A 16,865-nucleotide genomic window follows, 5' to 3' on the forward strand; every position below is an offset into this window, starting at 1 on the left:
TTTTTCTGTTGTTAACAATAGGTTGTCTTACATGCCGTATTTATTGTCGGTGACCCTGTTATGGGCCTTTTCTTTTAGTTTAATTGGTGTTTATTTAGCGGGGCAGGTCGATCCGTGGTTTTCGGTGCTGATGCGTATCGCGTTAGCGACGCTGGTTTTTCTTCCGTTTTTACGGATTCGTCAAGTTTCAGCTGCGGCAGCTGTGAAACTGATGGCTATCGGCGCGGTTCAGTTAGGTCTGATGTATGTTTTCTATTATCAGTCCTTTTTGTTTCTGTCAGTGCCGGAAGTACTTCTGTTTACCGTGATGACACCTGTTTATGTCACCCTGATTAATGATGCCTGCGAAGGTCTGTTTCATCCGCACTTTATGTTAAGCGCTTTACTGGCAACTGCCGGTGCGGCTGCTATTCGTTATAACGGTGTTGATGCGGATTTCATTACTGGCTTTTTCCTGGTACAAGCCGCCAATTTGTGTTTTGCTGCCGGACAGGTGAGTTACAAACGCCTTCTGGGTAAGCATGAATTAAAACAGCAGACTGTTTTTGCCTGGTTTTTTATCGGTGCTTTAATGGTTGCCGGCGTTTGTTATGCTGTTTTTGGTAACAGTGAAAAACTTCCTGCTACCACTCTGCAGTGGGGCGTGCTGGTTTATCTTGGGACTATTGCATCGGGGCTGGGATATTTCGCCTGGAATAAAGGCGCGACATTAGTAAATATCGGCGCACTGGCGGTGATGAATAATCTGCTTATTCCCGCGGGTATTATAGTTAATTTACTGATCTGGAATCACGATGCGGATATTCAGCGCTTAACAGCCGGAGGTACGCTGATTGTTCTGTCGTTATTATTAAATCAATGGTTAGACAGGAAACGCAGATTAAATAAAAATCGGCTGCCGCTTTAACAAATACTGCAGCACCCCGAAAAGCTGACATTATGTCAGCTTTATGATTTTTAATATTCTATGCAGCAGAACTAAACGGGATAGTCACTCCTCTTTAGCACGCAGCATGGCATCTAACTGATCAACGACTTCTGCCCAGTCGGCATCATCACTCTTAGCTTCTTTTAAAAAAGCCGCCTGTGATTCACTCCAGAAACACGCATGATGCAGCTCTTCCGTTCGCAGAAAAGGGCCGTATTCAGTAATAAAATCGAAAATATCCTGCTCTGAACTATCCAGACCTAACTGATCAAACAGTGAAGATAAAGGGTGATTCTGCATTTCCATTATAACCTCTCATTAAAGTGAAACCGTCAAATGATAAATAGTCGCGCGCCGCTGTTGTTATTAGGCTGGACCTCAGCTAACTCATAATACTTCTTTTAATTATCTGCCTCTTAGAATATAGAACAGAAAAATGCAGACTGCTGTTTGAGGTGAAATAAGGTTAATGCAGTTATTTATCGATAGAGATAATAGGGTAGTACTTACTCCGCAGGTAAGCTTAGTTTTATTCATTTTCAGATCCTTAAAAGCATAGATGTCTGCAGCATAGAAACTATTATTTATACGAATGAGTTGTTAATTATGCAAAGGAGAAACAATAATGACCATTACATTGATTTGTGACGTTTTAGTCTGGTGTGCGCTGATTAATATCATGCTTCTATTGTTCTGGGTACTGTGGCTGGCACTGGCGCATGATCTTGTATATCGGGTGCACTGCAGGTGGCTGAAGCTGTCAGTAGAGAGGTTCGACGCAGTTCATTATGCAGGTATGCTGTTTTTTAAGGTATGTATTTTTGTTTTTAATATTGTGCCCTATATTGCACTACGTATTGCCGCATAGGTTGTAGAACCGTGTGCTGGAAAATAATAGCAATTCCATTAATTAGATGATCTATTTAGGCGTAGGAAAAATGGATGAAAGCAAGGCGTTGACTGCAGTAACTAGTTATTCTAATTACAAAATCAAGAACGAAGCTAGCGTCCATTTTAACAAGCATCAATGAATAGAAAATTAGTGGATTTGGTATAAACAGCTCACCTGAGATAATGAGCTGTTTTTCATTAAAGTTATAACTTAAAAAGCGGGCAAACTTACTGCGCTAATGGTAGACCATTAATTTCACAGTGGTTCAGTATGCCGTTCTGGCTAACATAGTTCTCAATCGTTGCGATGATTGACAGTTCAGGATTTGAATTATCTAATGCAGCTTCCCACATCATAACCCCGCCTAGAGACTCATTCATAGCTAGTTGAACTTTCTCCTGGATTAGTGGTAAACCATTGTAGTAGTTGGTTTCACCATCATGGATAAAGGTATCCTGACAAGCATTATTTGGATGACCGTGTGGTGAACCGCCGTTATCGGGTGTTGCAGTGATAAAGCGGAAGTCCTGCCAGCCCGGACGAGAGTATGCTGGTAATCCTAGCAGTACTTTCTTAGGATCGGCACCGCGCTCATGTACCCAGTAATCGATAGCCGCTTCAGCATGCTCGTATGTAGAGTGGTTGGAAAAATCCATATCGTAAGCCATTAGATGGATGCTGTCTAAATCAACTAATACGCTGTCTAAGTAAGCCGCACCGTCACCATCGTCAGTTGGTTTGTCTTCTACACCGATAACAGCTGCTGTGTAGTATTTACCTTGAATATGCAGCTCATTTGCCAGTTCACGAGTAAACAGTGCGTATTCGTCTGCATACTCAACACGCGGGTATTCCCAGTCCATGTCGACACCGTCAAGCTGGTACTCTTCAACAAGCGCCATAACGTTTGCGATAAAGGTCGCTCGTGCTTCATCATCGCGTGCAATCGCCTCATAAACCGGATCAAAACTAGAGTCATGACGCCATCCGCCAAAGGCCATCAACAGTCGTGCATCCGGGTTTTCTCTGCGGAATAGGTCGATAACGTATTCAATATCTTCGATCTGCTCGTCATTAAACTCCTCTAGTTCACCATCGGCATTCTTAGTCGGGTTAGCAAATGAAATAAGCACGTCAGTGATAGCTTCTACCTGTTGAGGCAGAACCGTACGCATACTGTCATAATACTCTGCTCGTCCCACAGAAACATAAACCATATTTCTGAATTCACTGATTAACTCCGGGCCTGCGATCGGATCTGGTAAGATAATCTCTTCTTCAACTTCAACATAAACTGTTTCTGTATTACATGCTGATAATGCCAATGCACCGCATAATAAGCCGGCTAACTTGATTGCTTTCATTCTATTTCCTCATGGTTTGTGTGGACGGCAATCATACGATGCGGTTAATTTTGGAACAATACAAAAACATCAATCTTATACCCACAAAGTAGCACTTGCTTATCTTTGTAAACCTTTCGAGGTAGGATGCGTCTGGCTTTGTAACCACTTGAAAACAAATGACAAGTTAAAAATAACTGTGAACTTCATCCGAAAAATTAAGTTGAGAGAGTTTGATTTTATATAATGTGATTGAAACACTTGCCTGACAAGTTAAGCAGTAAAAACAGGGGATGGAGGTGTAAATATTAAACAGATATTATTGTAAGGGCGACAGGTAAACTGCAGTAGAAAATTTGCGGGCCGGGTATCTCCTTTTGCCTGTAAGCGGCAAAACCCGGCCCAGTCAGTTTATTTACATAGCTGGATCGGCTGCCAGCTCAGAGCTGCCTTGTGTGGTGAATACATCTACACCAAATTTCTCACGGTAGAAAGAGTGATCTAAACCGCCCAGGTCTTTTGAATCACCCTGGTGTACGATAAAGTTGAAAGAGTCCCAGTCAGCATCTTTTAAAGGTACTACGTAGTACGCTCCGTATTTTTCAGAAATGCCTGTTAGAGGAAATGCGAATCCCCAGCTGGTTTCCTGTGTTACGTCACCGCTCCAAAGGTGTAGTCCCCAGCCTTCATATTCACCGTCTTCACGTTTGTAATAGATAACGGCTTCAGTAGGGCCCGGCGTGTATAAACCAGGAATGTTGGTGTTTGCTTCTACAGCTGCTGCACCGTCGTCAGATGTAGATGTACAGCCGGCGATTGCGAATGCTGCGACTGCAGCGATTAAAAGTCTTAATTTCATAATTGAACCTCATAGTTTCTAGTTGTTTTTCTGCCGCTGCAAAGCTTCCGGCAAAAGTTTATTATATTTATAGTATTAAGCAGGCAGATCCTTCTGTCCTGACTAGTATTTGACAGCCCATCTAAATCTGCATCTCTGTCAGTTTAGATTGACTTAGATTAATGCAAACTTTAGATGGTTACAAAACCAGCACAGGCCGTTTTTCTGCAAATAGTGATCGTTGTTTAGTTACAGATCTCATTATTTAATTTTTCTAAACAATAAAATTTATGCTCTTTCTAGTGTTAACGTTTACATTTTATCTTGTTGATTTTAATGCTTAAAATTAAGTTTTATGATTTTTGTTATATTCACCTGCGAAACTTTTATCCTTTACATTTATGCTGTAATAATTCAAAGCAGGGTTAACAGCAGAACTATTAATATTATTGTTGAGTGATTAAAATAGAAACTCTAACAACGCTGCTGGTAATTTAAGGTCAGTACAATTTAATTTAGCTTTGCTCTGTCTCTTTGTTATTGGTATAACTAAGCAGTAATGATATTAGACTCCCGGGATCTGAACGGATGCATATTTTAAATTTTGAGGCCTTTTTGATTGCAATTACCCTGCTTACCTTAACGCCGGGACTTGATACTGCGCTGGTGGTGCGTAACAGCAGCCGCTCCGGAGGTGTAGACGGCTGTATAACCAGCCTGGGTATTTGTTTAGGTTTATTTGTTCACGCTTTATTTTCAGCCGTGGGAATCTCCGCTATTCTGCTGCAGTCAGCCGAGTTATTTCAAATTATGAAATGGATAGGGGCTGGTTATTTAATCTGGCTGGGTGTAAATAGTATTAAAGCTTCAATAAAAGGCATAAACAGTATGGAAACAGCTGTTAACCAGACTGTTGTTTTTGACGCAGGACGTTCCATTCGCGAAGGTTTTTTATCCAATGTGCTTAATCCCAAAACGGCTGTTTTTTACCTGGCATTTTTACCGCAGTTTATTGATCCTGCGCATTCTGCATTTACGCAGTCATTAAGCATGGCTGCTGTTCATTTTGTGATTGCTATGCTCTGGCAGTGCGGACTGGCTGGTGCAGTTAATTCTGCTAAAAAGCTCTTTCAAAGTTCATCTGCGATGGCCTGGATGGAAGGGCTGACCGGGACTGTTCTGATTTTCTTAGCTGTCAAGCTGCTGAGCAGCGAACGTTCGCTTTGAATTGAAGCGCGCTGTTATACCCGTTACCAGTCAAAATGCTGATTTTTGCATCTTGAATGATAACGGGTATATTGCAATTTTTTGATGTCGCTGACTTTTTTGTCTTTTTTTGACGCTCTGACAGTTGTTAAACGCCTGTCTCTGCTATTTTTATAAACCTCTTTTTGTTAACATGACTTGAAAAATGTTAACAAAAACAACTTCGTTTTTATGTCTTCCTATTTTCGTCAGTTTTTTTATCCGAGACTTCATTTAGAGTCTGCGCGTGATATAAACAGTTATGGACTATATGAGTATTTACTTTATGCAGCGCTTATTAAAACGATCTGCGATTGTTTTTTTTACTGCTGTCAGCATTATGTTCGGCCCGCAGAGTGCCGCTGCTGAATATATTGTTGAAAAGGTTAACCCTTTACGCACAAAACAAAAAGACTGGGTTGTGCTGCCTTATGCTTTCAGCTCAGACAGCATGGGATTTACTGCCGGTGCCGCGGGTATTTTCAGCGGTTTTATTCAGCCGCAGATGAGCCTGGTTGCCACTGTACTTGCAGGTGAAGAGATGCCCGTTGAGCATGCTTATTCCAGTGACTCAGATACAGAGCGTGCCGTCGGCGGCATGCTGGCTGTCAACGGTTATAATCCCTCTTTTTCTAAGCGTACTTTTATCAGTGCTGTCGGTGTGCGTATGTATAATCCTAAGCAGCGTTTATACCTTGACGGCGGCCATGATACCCGTCAGTTTGACGGTGATTATCAGCCCCTGGAATCACAGGGGCATAATAACTGGGCTGATATTGATTTTCGTTATGTCCTACCCTGGGGGGAGAGTCGTAATACAGTACTGCCGGTGATTAAGTCAGACCGTGGTATTGCGGTTAACCGGGGGGATGCCGGCGGCGGAGCCCCTTTCAGCACCGGTCAGACTATTATCGGTACTGAGTTTTTTTATGCCAAGTTATCTGCTGATAAGTTTGCTGAGCAGCCGTCATTAAACACTAATGGAATGCGGCTGTATATTGAGCACGATAATACCGATTATGCGGCTAATCCCAGCCGGGGTTACCGTATAAAAGGTAAAGTGTCAGCGGACTTTGGCTTAGGCAGTTCTACGCAAAGCTGGAATGCAGTTGAACTGGACAGCAGCTATTTTCTGGAAATGGATAATTTTTCCTGGACCCGTCAGCAGGTGCTTGCTTTTAATGTCTGGACAGCTTATTCCCCGTCCTGGGATAAATCCGGCAGTCTGCACGAAGACGGTGTACTGGATAAAAATCAGACTCCGATGTGGGAAGGTGCACGTTTAGGTGGTTTGACACGTATGCGCGCTTACGACAGTAACCGTTTTAATGATAAAGCGGCTGTCTACGGCTCAGTTGAGTATCGCCTGATTCCGTCTTTTAATCCGATGAAAGATCAAGGCTGGAGTCCGTTTTCAATTGACTGGTTTCAAACGGTTTTATTTGTGGAAGCGGGGCGGGTAGCAGAGCAGTATGAACTGGGCACATTACTTTCTGATATGAAATATGATGTTGGTTTTAGTTTACGGGCATTAGCTGCCAATGTTCCCGTACGTTTTGATATTGCAGTTGGTGATGAAGGTACTGCAATGCAGGTTATGATTAATCAGCCTTTTTAACGAGAAATTAAAGGAAATATAGAAATGAGTTATCAAACAATACTTATCACCGGCGCAACAAAAGGTCTGGGCCGGGAACTGGTTTTGGATCTATGTAAAAAAGGCTATCAGGTTTTTGCCACCGGACGGAATGAAACACAGCTGCAGGAGCTTATGTCGCAAACGGGCTGTCTGGGAAAATGTTTTGATCTTAGTCAGGCGGATGCTGTCGCAGCACTTTTTGCCGAAGCAAAACAGGCGCTTGGTCAGATAGACGTGGTGATTAATAATGCCGGAATGAATTCGCGAAAATGTGAGCTTGCGGATACAAATTTAGATGAGTTTGAACTGCAGTATGCGGTGAACCTTCGTGCTCCATATCTGCTTTGCCGTGAAGCAATGCAGCATATGCTGCCTGTTAAGCAGGGGTATATTATTAATATTATCAGCACAGTTGCTAAACGCAGTAATGCCTCAATGAGTATTTATACGGCAATGAAACAGGGGTTTGCAGGTTTAAACAACGTGTTAATGAAGGAAGCGCAGCCGCATGGTATCAAGATAACGGCTGTTTATCCCGGCGGTATCAATACGACATTTCGTGAACAGGAGCGTCCGCAGTATATGCAGCCGCAAAGTGCCGCTGCAATGGTCAGTCAGCTGCTCAGTAATCCTGAAGATGTGGTGGTACATGAGCTTACTTTCCGGCCTCAGGTTGAACTGGAGTAGGTGCTTTACAATTTACCGCTATAAAAACGGGCTGTCTGTTTAAAAACAGCCCCTGTTTATTCTATTCTTTTAGCCGCTGAGCAGCTGACTAGTGCTGTTCCCGGAATTTCTCTTCAATTTTTCTATAAGTGGTAATATTTTCTTCCGCAAGTGCCTGCGCTTTTTCGCTGTTACCGCAGCAGATAGCCTGTACTAACGGGACATGGCTTAGTGCGCTTTCTTCAAGATCATAATCAGCATGGTCGATATTAAAGTAGATCCGGATCTGGTTAGCCACATTACGGTAAATCTGCTGTAAGCGCTGATTGCCGCTAAGTTCGACGATTAATGTGTGCAGGTCTAAATCGATTTTACTTATTTGATAGGAACTCACCTTTGCGGTTTTACCTGCTTCGAGATAATAAGCCATCAGCTCATTAAGGCGTGACTTTCCCTGCTCGGTTATCTGCTCAGCCGCCAGCCAGGCCGCACGGGTTTCTAAAGCGACCCTTAAATGATAAAGCTCCCATAAATCACTTTCAGTGAGATTAATTACCTGCCAGCCGATATAGGGTTTTTGTACTACCAGTCCTTCATGTGCCAGAGTATTTAATGCCATACGTACAGTACTGCGGGATAACTCTAACTGTTTTGCTAGTGTGCTTTCTACCAGTTTTTGACCCATCTGGTAGTTACCATTAAGGATCAGTTCGCGCAGATAGCTGGCTGCCTGCTCTTCTAAACTTTGTTTTACTATTTTCATTGTTTGTTTATCGCCCTGCATGAGTAGCTCACATAATTACCGCTAATAATAACGGATTAATCAGCAATAATCACAATGGAAAAAACGTGACGATTGTCCGACAATCCGACAAAGTGTTATTAACAGCCTAAAAACAAGATCAACATCTCATTTATTAGCTGACAAGTCATTACAATAAGCGCTCACATTGCAGATTGTCGGACAATCGACAAAGTATGAGGATTTATGGATAGACCTTCGAATAAAGCCATTTTGTTATCAGAGAAAGATAACGTTGCAACTTTACTGACAGATATCAGTAAAGAGCAGGCCGTTGACATTCTTGACGACAGCGGCGAAATACAAGCCACTGTCTGCAGCAGACAGGCGATTACCTTTGGTAATAAAATAGCGGTACAGACAATACCACATAACGCATTGATTTATAAAGCTGGTTATGCAGTAGGGATTGCAGTTAAAGCCATACCTAAAGGTGAGTTAGTGCATGTACAGAATGTACGCAGTACCCGTATTGATATACCAGAGACAATTATTAACAGCATTATTGAACAGATGCAGATTGAGGAATAAAGCATGAAACATTTTTTAGGTTTCCGCCGCCCTGACGGACGGGCGGGAATTCGTAACCAGGTGCTTATTCTAGCCGTCGATGAATGTGCCGACGGCATTGCCCGTGCTATCAGCCAGAAAGTTCCAGGTACTGTTGTTGTTACTAATTACAACACCTGTATGTACGGCGGTAATGAAGAATTAATCAATACCATGACAGGTGCCGCCCTTAATCCAAATGTTGCCGGCGCTTTAATTCTGAATATGGGCTGCGGAAGCATTGATCCTGAGCTGCTGGCAGAGCAGATCCGCGGTGCCGGAAAACCGGTTCATTGTCTGCCGGTTATTAAATCACGCGGTACACGCATTACCATTGTTAAAGGTATTGAATTAGCAAAGCAGCTGACCTTTAGTGCCAGTCAGATTACTGCTGAGAAAATCCCGTTTAATGAGCTGGTTGTCGGCATTAAATGCGGCGGATCAGATACCAGTTCCGGTATCGCTTCAAATCCGGCCGTCGGCAGAGCCGCAGATCAGCTTGTCGATCTTGGTGCGACTTGTATTGCCGGAGAGTTAATTGAACTGATCGGCTGTGAAGATATTTTACGCTCGCGTGCAGTTACTCCTCAGGTTGCCGACAAAATAGAACAGTTAATCAGTGAAGAGGAGAAGCGCTGGCATATTGCAGGCACGGAAATTGAAACCATGAGCATAGGCAACAGTGTCGGCGGTTTAACAACCTTAGAAGAAAAAGCCATAGGTGCGCTGCACAAAACCGGAACGCGTCCTATTCAGGACATTCTAAAAATCAACTCAAAAATGACCCAGCGTCCGACTCGCCCGGGTATGTATCTTTCTGAAACGACGCATCTCTGCGGCGGTTCAGGTATGCACTTTGCCTCCCTTGGTGCGCAGGTCATTCTCTGGACAACCGGCGGTGCAGGTTTTAATAACCCGATTGTGCCGGTGATCCGGATCAGCGGTAACGCATCGCAGATCAGCGAAGATATTGATGTTGATGTCAGCGCTATTATGAGCGGCAGTGAAAGCATCACTTCTAGTGCGGAGCGCATTATGGATACCTTAGAAAAGGTGGCGCAGGGGCAGGCAACCGCCATAGAAGATATTGGTTTTTCCTACTGTACCCTTTATCAGAAAGAGCAGCGTTTAGAAAAAGTCATTTGTATCGAGCCGCAATAATAAAAACAGCTCAGCTGTCTTTTTAGAGTCATTTTTCAAGGAAATAAGATGCGTATTACCGATATAGAAGTTATTTGTTTAAGAGTACCAAAAGCCGGCCAGCCCTCTGAGTGGGGCGAAGATGCGGTGATCGTTAAAGTACATACAGATGCAGGTTTCACGGGCATCGGCGAAGCAGACAGCTCTCCGGCCGTTATAAAAGCCTGTATTGAAACCGCACAGTCCAACTTGTACTGCTACGGCTTACGAGAACTGCTGATAGGTGAAAGCCCCTTAGAAATAGAACGTTTATGGAACAAAATGTACTGGGCTTCAAATTATATGGGGCGCCGCGGAGCTGGAATTCACGCGCTTAGTGCCATTGATATTGCGCTCTGGGATATTGCCGGTCAGTTTTACGGTGTACCGGTGCATACCCTGCTGGGAGGGAAATACCGGAACAAAATTCGCGCTTACGGCACCTTTATTCCGGATTCTGAGCCGCAGAATAACCGTGAAATAGCGGCCGCTCTGGTTAAACAGGGATTCACCAGTATTAAATTCGGCGGCGGTATTTTTGGGGATGATCCTGAAGTTGATTATCAGATAGTGCGTAATGTGCGTGAAGCGGTGGGGGAAAATATTGAAGTGCAGATTGATCTTGCTTCTAAGTGGCGTACTCCCGGTCATTCGGCGCAGATGTGCAAAAGGTTAGAAGCTTTTAATCTTAACTGGGTTGAAGAGCCGGTGCTGGCGGATGATCTGGCTGGTTACGCCAGGCTGTCGCGAAAAATTCAGCCCAAACTGGCAGGCGGAGAATCATTAACTACACGCTATGAATTCAAGGCTTTTTTAGAACAGGCTGAGGTCGACATTATTCAGCCCGATATTACCCGCTGCGGCGGTATTACCGAGATGAAAAAGATTTATGATCTTGCCCAGCTCAACGGCACTCAGCTTATTCCCCATGGATTCAGCACCGGAATTTTACTGGCTGCTTCCGTACATTTTTTAGCCGCCAGCGAACACGGTACGTTAATGGAATACTCACAAAGCAGCAGTCCGCTGTTTACCGATTTAGTCAGTAACCCGCTGTTATTTAAAGAGGGTTATGTTCCTGTGCCGGATGCTCCGGGACTGGGGATCGAGCTTAATCAGGATGTGATTGAAAAATACAAAGTTTAAGAAAGTATAGATAAATTTTTCGCCATGCAGGTATTACGGTTTTGGATGCATCCGGGCCTGCTGTCGAGCTTAATCAAATACAACTATAAGGAAGTATATGTTATGAATAATGAAAGAAATCTGGATAAACCGTTAATGGCGATAAGCCTGTCGGTCATTCTGTTTGTGGTCTTCGGGCTGGCCCTTTATCCGGAGCAGGGAAATGCAGTGGCCGCTCAGTTGTTCAGTACTTTAACCAATCAGTTTGGAGAGCTTTTTTTACTTTTTGGATTTTTCAGCGTGATTTTTCTTGCCTGGATAGCACTGAGTAAATACGGAGAAATAAAACTCGGCAGTGCAAAGCCGGAATATTCACAGTTTACTTATCTGGCGATGATGGTCTGTGCCGGTCTCGGCTCCGCTACTGTGTACTGGGCATTTGTTGAGTGGGGTTATTATTATATGGCGCCGCCGCTGGGAGTTGAAGCGTATACACCCTTAGCCGCAGAGTGGGCAACCAGCTATAATATGTTCCATTGGGGCATTACAGCCTGGTCACTGTACTGTATTGCTTCTTTACCGGTTGCTTACTCATTCCATGTAAAGAAAAACCCGCAGCTTAAACTCAGTGCTGTTTGTGAAAGCATTATGGGGAAATATTACAATGCTGCTGTCGGCAGGATTATCGATACTATTTTTATCTTCAGCTGTGTCGGCGCAATGGGCATCACGTTAGGCTTAAGTGTTCCTATGGTGACAGAAGGCATTGCAAGTTTGCTGGGGGTTGAAAGCAGTTTTGCCATGAATGTCGGACTAATGCTGTTTATCACCGCTTTATTTTCTATCAGCTCCTATGTCGGTATTGAAAAAGGCATGGCTAAGCTCAGTGATATGAATACTAAGCTGGCGGTTATTTTTGTGCTGCTGATCCTAGTGGTCGGGCCGACATCATTTATTATCAGTCAGATGACTAACGGTTACGGTTTAATGCTGCAGAACTTTATCCGCATGAGTCTATGGACAGATCCCGTTGAAGGCGGAACATTCCCAACCTCATGGACGGTATTTTACTGGGCTTACTGGATGACTTATGTGCCGTTTATGGCGCTGTTTGTCACTAAAGTTTCTAAAGGGCGTACGCTTAAAGAAGTTATTTTCAGTATGGTAATCGGCGGCAGCGCCGGCTGCTTTATTTTCTTTGGTGTTCTCGGCAGCTTCAGTATGAATGTTCATTTAACTGAGCTTATTGATGTCACTAAATCAATTACTGAAAACGGCGGTTCGGCAACGGTAGTTGCTGTACTGCAGACGCTGCCGATGAGCTCAATCTTTATCAGCATATTTATTGTTATGTCTACTCTGTTTCTGGCAACCACACTGGATTCTGCATCATTTACCCTGGCGGCGACTTCGACCAATCAGTTGGATGAAAATGCCAATCCGCCGACTGTACTGCGTATGTTCTGGTGTGTAGTGCTTGCCTCTGTGCCGCTGACCATGATGTTTATCGATGCACCGTTAAATACCGTACAAACATTAGCGATAGTGACATCTCTGCCGCTGACTATGGTTATCTTCACAATGCTTTACGGTTTTTGTAAATGGATAAAAGAAGACTTTGGTGAACTGTCAGCAGCTCAGATCCGCGGGACTGCTCAGGTGCAGAAAACCGTGATAGAGAAGGCTCAGGAAACTGTGGTTATAGATCCAGCCGCTGCTAACAGCTGATATAAAACGGCTGCCGAAACTGCTCCCCTTGAATATGTATGTGTAGAAAGGGGAGCTCTGTGCTTAGCTGCATCAGCAGACAAGGATTAATGAGGATTATAAATCCTGTAGAAAGGCCAGCAGGGCGGTGCGTTTATTTTTGTCGATTTCTAACAGTTTATCTTTGCTTTTTTGTGCTTCACCACCGTGCCACAGCAGGGCCTCTAAAATCGTTCTTGCTCTGCCGTCATGCAGGAAAGCCGCCTGCGGATCAACAGTCTTGGCCAGACCTATTCCCCACAGCGGCGGGGTACGCCATTCGTTGGCCTGAGCTAAGAATTCCACTTTGATACTGCCGTTGACACTATTGCTGTGCTTATCAAAATCACTGAGATCTTTCCCCATATCATGCAGCAGCATATCCGTGTAGGGGTAAATTTTCTGTTCAGAAAGTTCTGGAAATTCAACACTTTTTTGAGTTGTATAAGTTTCGCTATGACATTGAGCACAGCCAAGTTCCTGGAAAACCTGTTTACCCTGTAAGACCTGCTGCGCATAAGCATTACGGCGTTTCGGTACCGCTAAATGATGTGAATAAAAAGCGACTTTATCGAGAATTTTAGTGGAAACTTCATAACCGGCATCGGGGTTAACCATATCACCATTACCGTTTTCTGCGTTAAGGCAGGCGCTTTGATGCGGCAGACAGTTCTGCTCTGCAAAGAAATCACTGCTGATGCCCATATCGCCTAAAAAGGCGCCGGCCGCCTGCTGTCTTAATGTCGGCTGACCTGCTTTCCAGCCGAAACGCCCTAAAGTAACCTGCTGCTCTTGAATTGACCAGACCAGGTTTGCTTTACCGGAAATACCGTTATTATCGCTGTCATCAATATCCTGCCTAGCTAAAATATGTTTTTCATCGATCAACGCAAGCAGGCCTAAACCTATCATCGGCGGGGCAATACGGGCAGATAATACGCTGTCGTTATCAATTTCACAGCCGTTTGCGCTGACATGCCAGACAGGTCTGCGCAGCTCCACGGTAAACCCGTCGGTAAAAGTAACAGTTTGATACTGATAACTGACCTGCTGCTGAGCCTCCGGGCGGATGCCGAAATTAGCCTGATCCTGCAGCTGACCGCCGATACAGGTATCGCCGACATTTGCTATTAGTGATTTATCTATTTTGAGCTGCTGGGTTTCGCTTAGGCTGCTCTTTGAAAGACGCAGCAGCATAGTTGAAAAGTCTAAGCCGCGCTGCCCCTTCGGTGCGGCGGATGCATGTCCGCGGCCGTCGCGGACATGGCAGTCCTGACAGGCATTATTATTAAATAACGGACCAAGGCCGTCCTGCGAACTGACAGAGCCGGCACTTTGTGCCCAGGGCTCTTCAAAGAACTTGTTGCCGCCGTTGAATTTTAAAATGCTTTTTACATTTTTCATATTCGCTGAATGCTGCGAAAAAGCCGAAGCTTTAGTGCTGTTTACACTGGTTTCACCGGCAGACAAATGCTGCTTCTGATCTAGTGCATAACTTGCCGTTGAGATTAACGATAATAAAAGAAATAATTTGTTCATAATTTAGCAGCCTGGAAAAGCAAAAAGACAGCCGCGGCTGTCTGAAGAAAATGTTTACAGAAATTGATTAATCACCTGAGCCGTCAAGGGTTAATGCCTGCAGTGATAATAGTTCCTGCAGATCATCAAAAGAGCTTTGTAATGAAACTAACTGATGAACGGCGCTGACTGCCGCGCTTCTTTCCGGCGCACTTTCTTTCTGGCCGATAATCTGATCAAAACGGATGGGATTTTGGCTTTTCTCGCCGGCATCAAAAACAATGACCATGTTTTTTTCTATGCTGTTAAAAGCCTTATCAAACTCTTTATAAAGTGCCGGACTTTGCTGATTAATGTAATCTGCAATGCCCGCGCCGCTGACTATCTGCCCGTCAGTTTTTTTATAACCGCCGTAAAATGCGTTACGGATACCCTGAAAGTTGTAATAGACCGCAACGTGGCTTAAATCACTGAAACAGTCATGCTCCTGCTCAGGATCTAATCCCTCCAGCCCTTCATTCATACGTGCTGATGCTAATTCATCGGTGGCCATGTTTTTCATTGAAAATATTATCTGGCGGAGAGCATCGTCGGAGTGATAAAAGTTATAAGCCAGTGTGCCTTCTACAGCTTTAGCCGCCGGGCTCCATTCATTACTCATCACCGTTAAGTCAGTAACCAGCAGCTGCACTGCCGCCTGTAAATAATCACGGCGGCGGTCACAGTTGGCTGCGGTGCATCTGCCGCTGCCGTCTGTCTGGAAATCGTTCACATTACGTACACCTGCTCCGGGTTTTGTTCCGTTTAAATCCTGCCCCCAAAGCAGAAACTCAATCGCGTGAAAACCTGTGGTTACATTGGCTTCACCGCCGACACCATTTTGCGCGATTAAATAATCGATGCTGATCGGCGCTGCATTTTTCTGGTTGATAATACCGGCATTATTATTACCCTGGACGTAATCAATAGCCTGCTCATCTAAAGGCCAGGCGTTTACTTGACCTTCCCACTGATCAACACTGGCAGGACCGCCGTCTTTATCAAGACCTGCTGTTAAGGTGATATCTGTATCCCAGCGCATGATTTCTGACTGCTGGTAAGGAATACGGGCACTTTTGTAAGCTGCTTTTGCCGCTGCTAAGCTTTTATCTGTTGGAGAGGCTAATAACTGCTGGACAGACAGCTGCAGTGTCTGCGCGCTTGTTAATGAGTCTGTATAAGCGGCCCGAGCCATTTTTATGTAATTGTTTTTGATCTGGGGTTCACTGACAGTCTGCTCCGCCGGTAGTCTATTAACACTGTGATCTGCAAAAGAGGCAGATGCCCCTGCTGCGGATAGAGAGAGGAGAGCCGCAGAAAATATTTTTTTAGTTAACATTAAATGTTCATCCTTGTTGATTTATGTCATGGCGCAAATGATAATTATTTGTATTGCTGGATGGTATTGATTATTATTTGCAAAATCAAGTGTTTTGCTATGACTTTTTTATAAGGCTGGATTTTGTTGGAATGGATTGAAGCTGCAGCAGGAGCGCTGTTTTTTGTTTTTGATGCACAGAAGCGTATTTACTGGCTGTATCTGCTCAGCAGCCTGATCCTGACATTTTTTGTTAAGCGCAGAGTGACTTTTAAAGCTGAGCTATGGTTTAACGCCTCAAGCAGAATGGATCTTGCCTGGCTGTTTATTAATCAGTTTTTAACAAAACTGCTGATCCTGCCGTTGTTTGCTATGCAGATCAGCTTGGCTTTAGTGGTTAAGCGTTTATTAACTGCTGTATTCGGAAGCGGGAATTTTTTTCTACTCAGTGATCTGTCTTTATCCTGCTTATTTGCTTTAGCCTTATTTGCCGGACACGATTTCAGCAAGTTTCTCGTACATCTGCTGTTTCATAAAATTCCCTTTCTATGGCGCTTTCATGCAGTGCACCACAGTGCATCGAGTTTGACGCCGTTAACCCTGTATCGTATCCACTCGGTTGAGCTGTTTATTAATGCACTGCGAAGTTTAATAACGGCTTCTCTGCTCAGCGGCCTGTTTATCTATCTGTTTAAAAATAACATTAGTGTTTTTGATCTGCTTGGGGTGAACCTGTTTGTATTTATATTTAATCTGGCCGGCAGTAACCTGCGCCATAGTCCGGTGTACTTAGGTTTTGGAAAATGGGAACGGTTATTTATCAGCCCGGCGCAGCATCAGATTCATCATAGTGCCCGGAGCAGGCATTTTGATAAAAACTTCGGCTCAGCGCTGTCGATATGGGATACCTGGTTTAACACCTTAATGCTAAGTAAAGATGAGCAGGTTAAGGTCTTTGGTATAGATCAAAGCTCGTTCAATAGGCAAACTTTTAAACAGCAGTGGCTGGGAATCCGATAAAAGCGGCTTACAGTTCGA

16 protein-coding genes are annotated in these 16,865 nt (G+C 44.1%); 10 read left to right on the top strand and 6 right to left on the bottom strand.

Annotation, left to right across the window (positions count from 1 at the left end; all coding sequences use genetic code 11):
- Positions 1-31: 31 nt before the first annotated feature.
- Positions 32-907 (top strand): EamA family transporter, encoded by an 876-nt coding sequence (locus G337_RS0124240; protein WP_028866144.1) that lies wholly within the window; start codon positions 32-34, stop codon positions 905-907.
- Between the two features lie 84 nt (positions 908-991).
- Here G337_RS0124240 and G337_RS0124245 read toward each other — a convergent pair whose 3' ends face one another.
- Complete coding sequence (locus G337_RS0124245) at positions 992-1,234, bottom strand: DUF2789 family protein (protein WP_028866145.1); 243 nt, start codon at positions 1,232-1,234, stop codon at positions 992-994.
- 319 nt (positions 1,235-1,553) lie between these two features.
- On the opposite strand from G337_RS0124245, the gene G337_RS0124250 reads away from it, so the two are divergent.
- Positions 1,554-1,796, top strand: a complete 243-nt coding sequence (locus tag G337_RS0124250) for a DUF6868 family protein (RefSeq protein ID WP_028866146.1) — start codon at positions 1,554-1,556, stop codon at positions 1,794-1,796.
- 251 nt (positions 1,797-2,047) lie between these two features.
- Here the strand turns inward: G337_RS0124250 and G337_RS0124255 are convergent, their stop codons facing one another.
- Together G337_RS0124255 and G337_RS0124260 are read right to left on the bottom strand one after the other, a co-directional pair.
- Complete coding sequence (locus tag G337_RS0124255) at positions 2,048-3,184, bottom strand: glycoside hydrolase family 18 protein (RefSeq protein WP_028866147.1); 1,137 nt, start codon at positions 3,182-3,184, stop codon at positions 2,048-2,050.
- A 394-nt stretch (positions 3,185-3,578) separates the two neighbouring features.
- Entirely contained in the window at positions 3,579-4,022 is a 444-nt protein-coding gene (locus tag G337_RS0124260) for a pullulanase-associated domain-containing protein (protein ID WP_028866148.1), read from the bottom strand.
- A 567-nt stretch (positions 4,023-4,589) separates the two neighbouring features.
- Here G337_RS0124260 and G337_RS0124265 point away from each other — a divergent pair.
- The 3 genes from G337_RS0124265 to G337_RS0124275 all read left to right on the top strand — a co-directional run bounded on the left by G337_RS0124265 (position 4,590) and on the right by G337_RS0124275 (position 7,572).
- Positions 4,590-5,228 carry a LysE family translocator gene (locus tag G337_RS0124265; RefSeq protein WP_028866149.1) on the top strand — a complete coding sequence of 213 codons (639 nt, stop codon included), beginning with the start codon at positions 4,590-4,592 and terminating at the stop codon, positions 5,226-5,228.
- A 289-nt stretch (positions 5,229-5,517) separates the two neighbouring features.
- The gene (locus tag G337_RS0124270) at positions 5,518-6,864 is read left to right on the top strand and encodes a BamA/TamA family outer membrane protein (protein ID WP_028866150.1); all 1,347 of its coding nucleotides are present in this window, start codon (positions 5,518-5,520) and stop codon (positions 6,862-6,864) included.
- Positions 6,865-6,888: 24 nt separating this feature from the next.
- On the top strand, positions 6,889-7,572 hold the full coding sequence (locus tag G337_RS0124275) for an SDR family oxidoreductase (protein WP_028866151.1): 684 nt from the start codon (positions 6,889-6,891) through the stop codon (positions 7,570-7,572).
- A gap of 88 nt (positions 7,573-7,660) precedes the next feature.
- Here the strand turns inward: G337_RS0124275 and G337_RS0124280 are convergent, their stop codons facing one another.
- Positions 7,661-8,314, bottom strand: coding sequence for a GntR family transcriptional regulator (locus G337_RS0124280; RefSeq protein ID WP_028866152.1), 654 nt, complete (start codon positions 8,312-8,314; stop codon positions 7,661-7,663).
- A gap of 225 nt (positions 8,315-8,539) precedes the next feature.
- Between G337_RS0124280 and G337_RS0124285 the strand changes: the two genes are divergently transcribed.
- The 4 genes from G337_RS0124285 to G337_RS27310 all read left to right on the top strand — a co-directional run bounded on the left by G337_RS0124285 (position 8,540) and on the right by G337_RS27310 (position 12,934).
- Positions 8,540-8,884, top strand: coding sequence for a UxaA family hydrolase (locus tag G337_RS0124285; RefSeq protein WP_028866153.1), 345 nt, complete (start codon positions 8,540-8,542; stop codon positions 8,882-8,884).
- 3 nt (positions 8,885-8,887) lie between these two features.
- Complete coding sequence (locus tag G337_RS0124290; RefSeq protein ID WP_028866154.1) at positions 8,888-10,063, top strand: UxaA family hydrolase; 1,176 nt, start codon at positions 8,888-8,890, stop codon at positions 10,061-10,063.
- Between the two features lie 48 nt (positions 10,064-10,111).
- Entirely contained in the window at positions 10,112-11,227 is a 1,116-nt protein-coding gene (locus tag G337_RS0124295) for a mandelate racemase/muconate lactonizing enzyme family protein (protein WP_028866155.1), read from the top strand.
- Between the two features lie 102 nt (positions 11,228-11,329).
- Complete coding sequence (locus tag G337_RS27310; protein ID WP_051303590.1) at positions 11,330-12,934, top strand: BCCT family transporter; 1,605 nt, start codon at positions 11,330-11,332, stop codon at positions 12,932-12,934.
- 96 nt (positions 12,935-13,030) lie between these two features.
- Here the strand turns inward: G337_RS27310 and G337_RS0124305 are convergent, their stop codons facing one another.
- Together G337_RS0124305 and G337_RS0124310 are read right to left on the bottom strand one after the other, a co-directional pair.
- Positions 13,031-14,491 carry a di-heme oxidoreductase family protein gene (locus G337_RS0124305; protein WP_028866156.1) on the bottom strand — a complete coding sequence of 487 codons (1,461 nt, stop codon included), beginning with the start codon at positions 14,489-14,491 and terminating at the stop codon, positions 13,031-13,033.
- Positions 14,492-14,558: 67 nt separating this feature from the next.
- A complete protein-coding gene (locus G337_RS0124310; RefSeq protein WP_028866157.1) occupies positions 14,559-15,848 on the bottom strand; it encodes an imelysin family protein in 1,290 nt (429 codons plus the stop codon).
- Between the two features lie 123 nt (positions 15,849-15,971).
- Here G337_RS0124310 and G337_RS0124315 point away from each other — a divergent pair, with 123 nt between their 5' ends.
- On the top strand, positions 15,972-16,847 hold the full coding sequence (locus G337_RS0124315; RefSeq protein ID WP_157619459.1) for a sterol desaturase family protein: 876 nt from the start codon (positions 15,972-15,974) through the stop codon (positions 16,845-16,847).
- The last annotated feature ends 18 nt before the right edge of the window (positions 16,848-16,865 follow it).

This window comes from Psychromonas aquimarina ATCC BAA-1526 (genome assembly GCF_000428725.1).
Lineage (GTDB): Bacteria > Pseudomonadota > Gammaproteobacteria > Enterobacterales > Psychromonadaceae > Psychromonas > Psychromonas aquimarina.

Bases quoted from the DNA above. Each gene is read 5' to 3' on its own strand.
- G337_RS0124240 (WP_028866144.1), top strand. From the start codon at position 32: ATGCCGTATTTATTGTCGGTGACCCTGTTATGGGCCTTTTCTTTTAGT.
- G337_RS0124245 (WP_028866145.1), bottom strand. From the start codon at position 1,234: ATGGAAATGCAGAATCACCCTTTATCTTCACTGTTTGATCAGTTAGGT.
- G337_RS0124250 (WP_028866146.1), top strand. From the start codon at position 1,554: ATGACCATTACATTGATTTGTGACGTTTTAGTCTGGTGTGCGCTGATT.
- G337_RS0124255 (WP_028866147.1), bottom strand. From the start codon at position 3,184: ATGAAAGCAATCAAGTTAGCCGGCTTATTATGCGGTGCATTGGCATTA.
- G337_RS0124260 (WP_028866148.1), bottom strand. From the start codon at position 4,022: ATGAAATTAAGACTTTTAATCGCTGCAGTCGCAGCATTCGCAATCGCC.
- G337_RS0124265 (WP_028866149.1), top strand. From the start codon at position 4,590: ATGCATATTTTAAATTTTGAGGCCTTTTTGATTGCAATTACCCTGCTT.
- G337_RS0124270 (WP_028866150.1), top strand. From the start codon at position 5,518: ATGAGTATTTACTTTATGCAGCGCTTATTAAAACGATCTGCGATTGTT.
- G337_RS0124275 (WP_028866151.1), top strand. From the start codon at position 6,889: ATGAGTTATCAAACAATACTTATCACCGGCGCAACAAAAGGTCTGGGC.
- G337_RS0124280 (WP_028866152.1), bottom strand. From the start codon at position 8,314: ATGAAAATAGTAAAACAAAGTTTAGAAGAGCAGGCAGCCAGCTATCTG.
- G337_RS0124285 (WP_028866153.1), top strand. From the start codon at position 8,540: ATGGATAGACCTTCGAATAAAGCCATTTTGTTATCAGAGAAAGATAAC.
- G337_RS0124290 (WP_028866154.1), top strand. From the start codon at position 8,888: ATGAAACATTTTTTAGGTTTCCGCCGCCCTGACGGACGGGCGGGAATT.
- G337_RS0124295 (WP_028866155.1), top strand. From the start codon at position 10,112: ATGCGTATTACCGATATAGAAGTTATTTGTTTAAGAGTACCAAAAGCC.
- G337_RS27310 (WP_051303590.1), top strand. From the start codon at position 11,330: ATGAATAATGAAAGAAATCTGGATAAACCGTTAATGGCGATAAGCCTG.
- G337_RS0124305 (WP_028866156.1), bottom strand. From the start codon at position 14,491: ATGAACAAATTATTTCTTTTATTATCGTTAATCTCAACGGCAAGTTAT.
- G337_RS0124310 (WP_028866157.1), bottom strand. From the start codon at position 15,848: ATGTTAACTAAAAAAATATTTTCTGCGGCTCTCCTCTCTCTATCCGCA.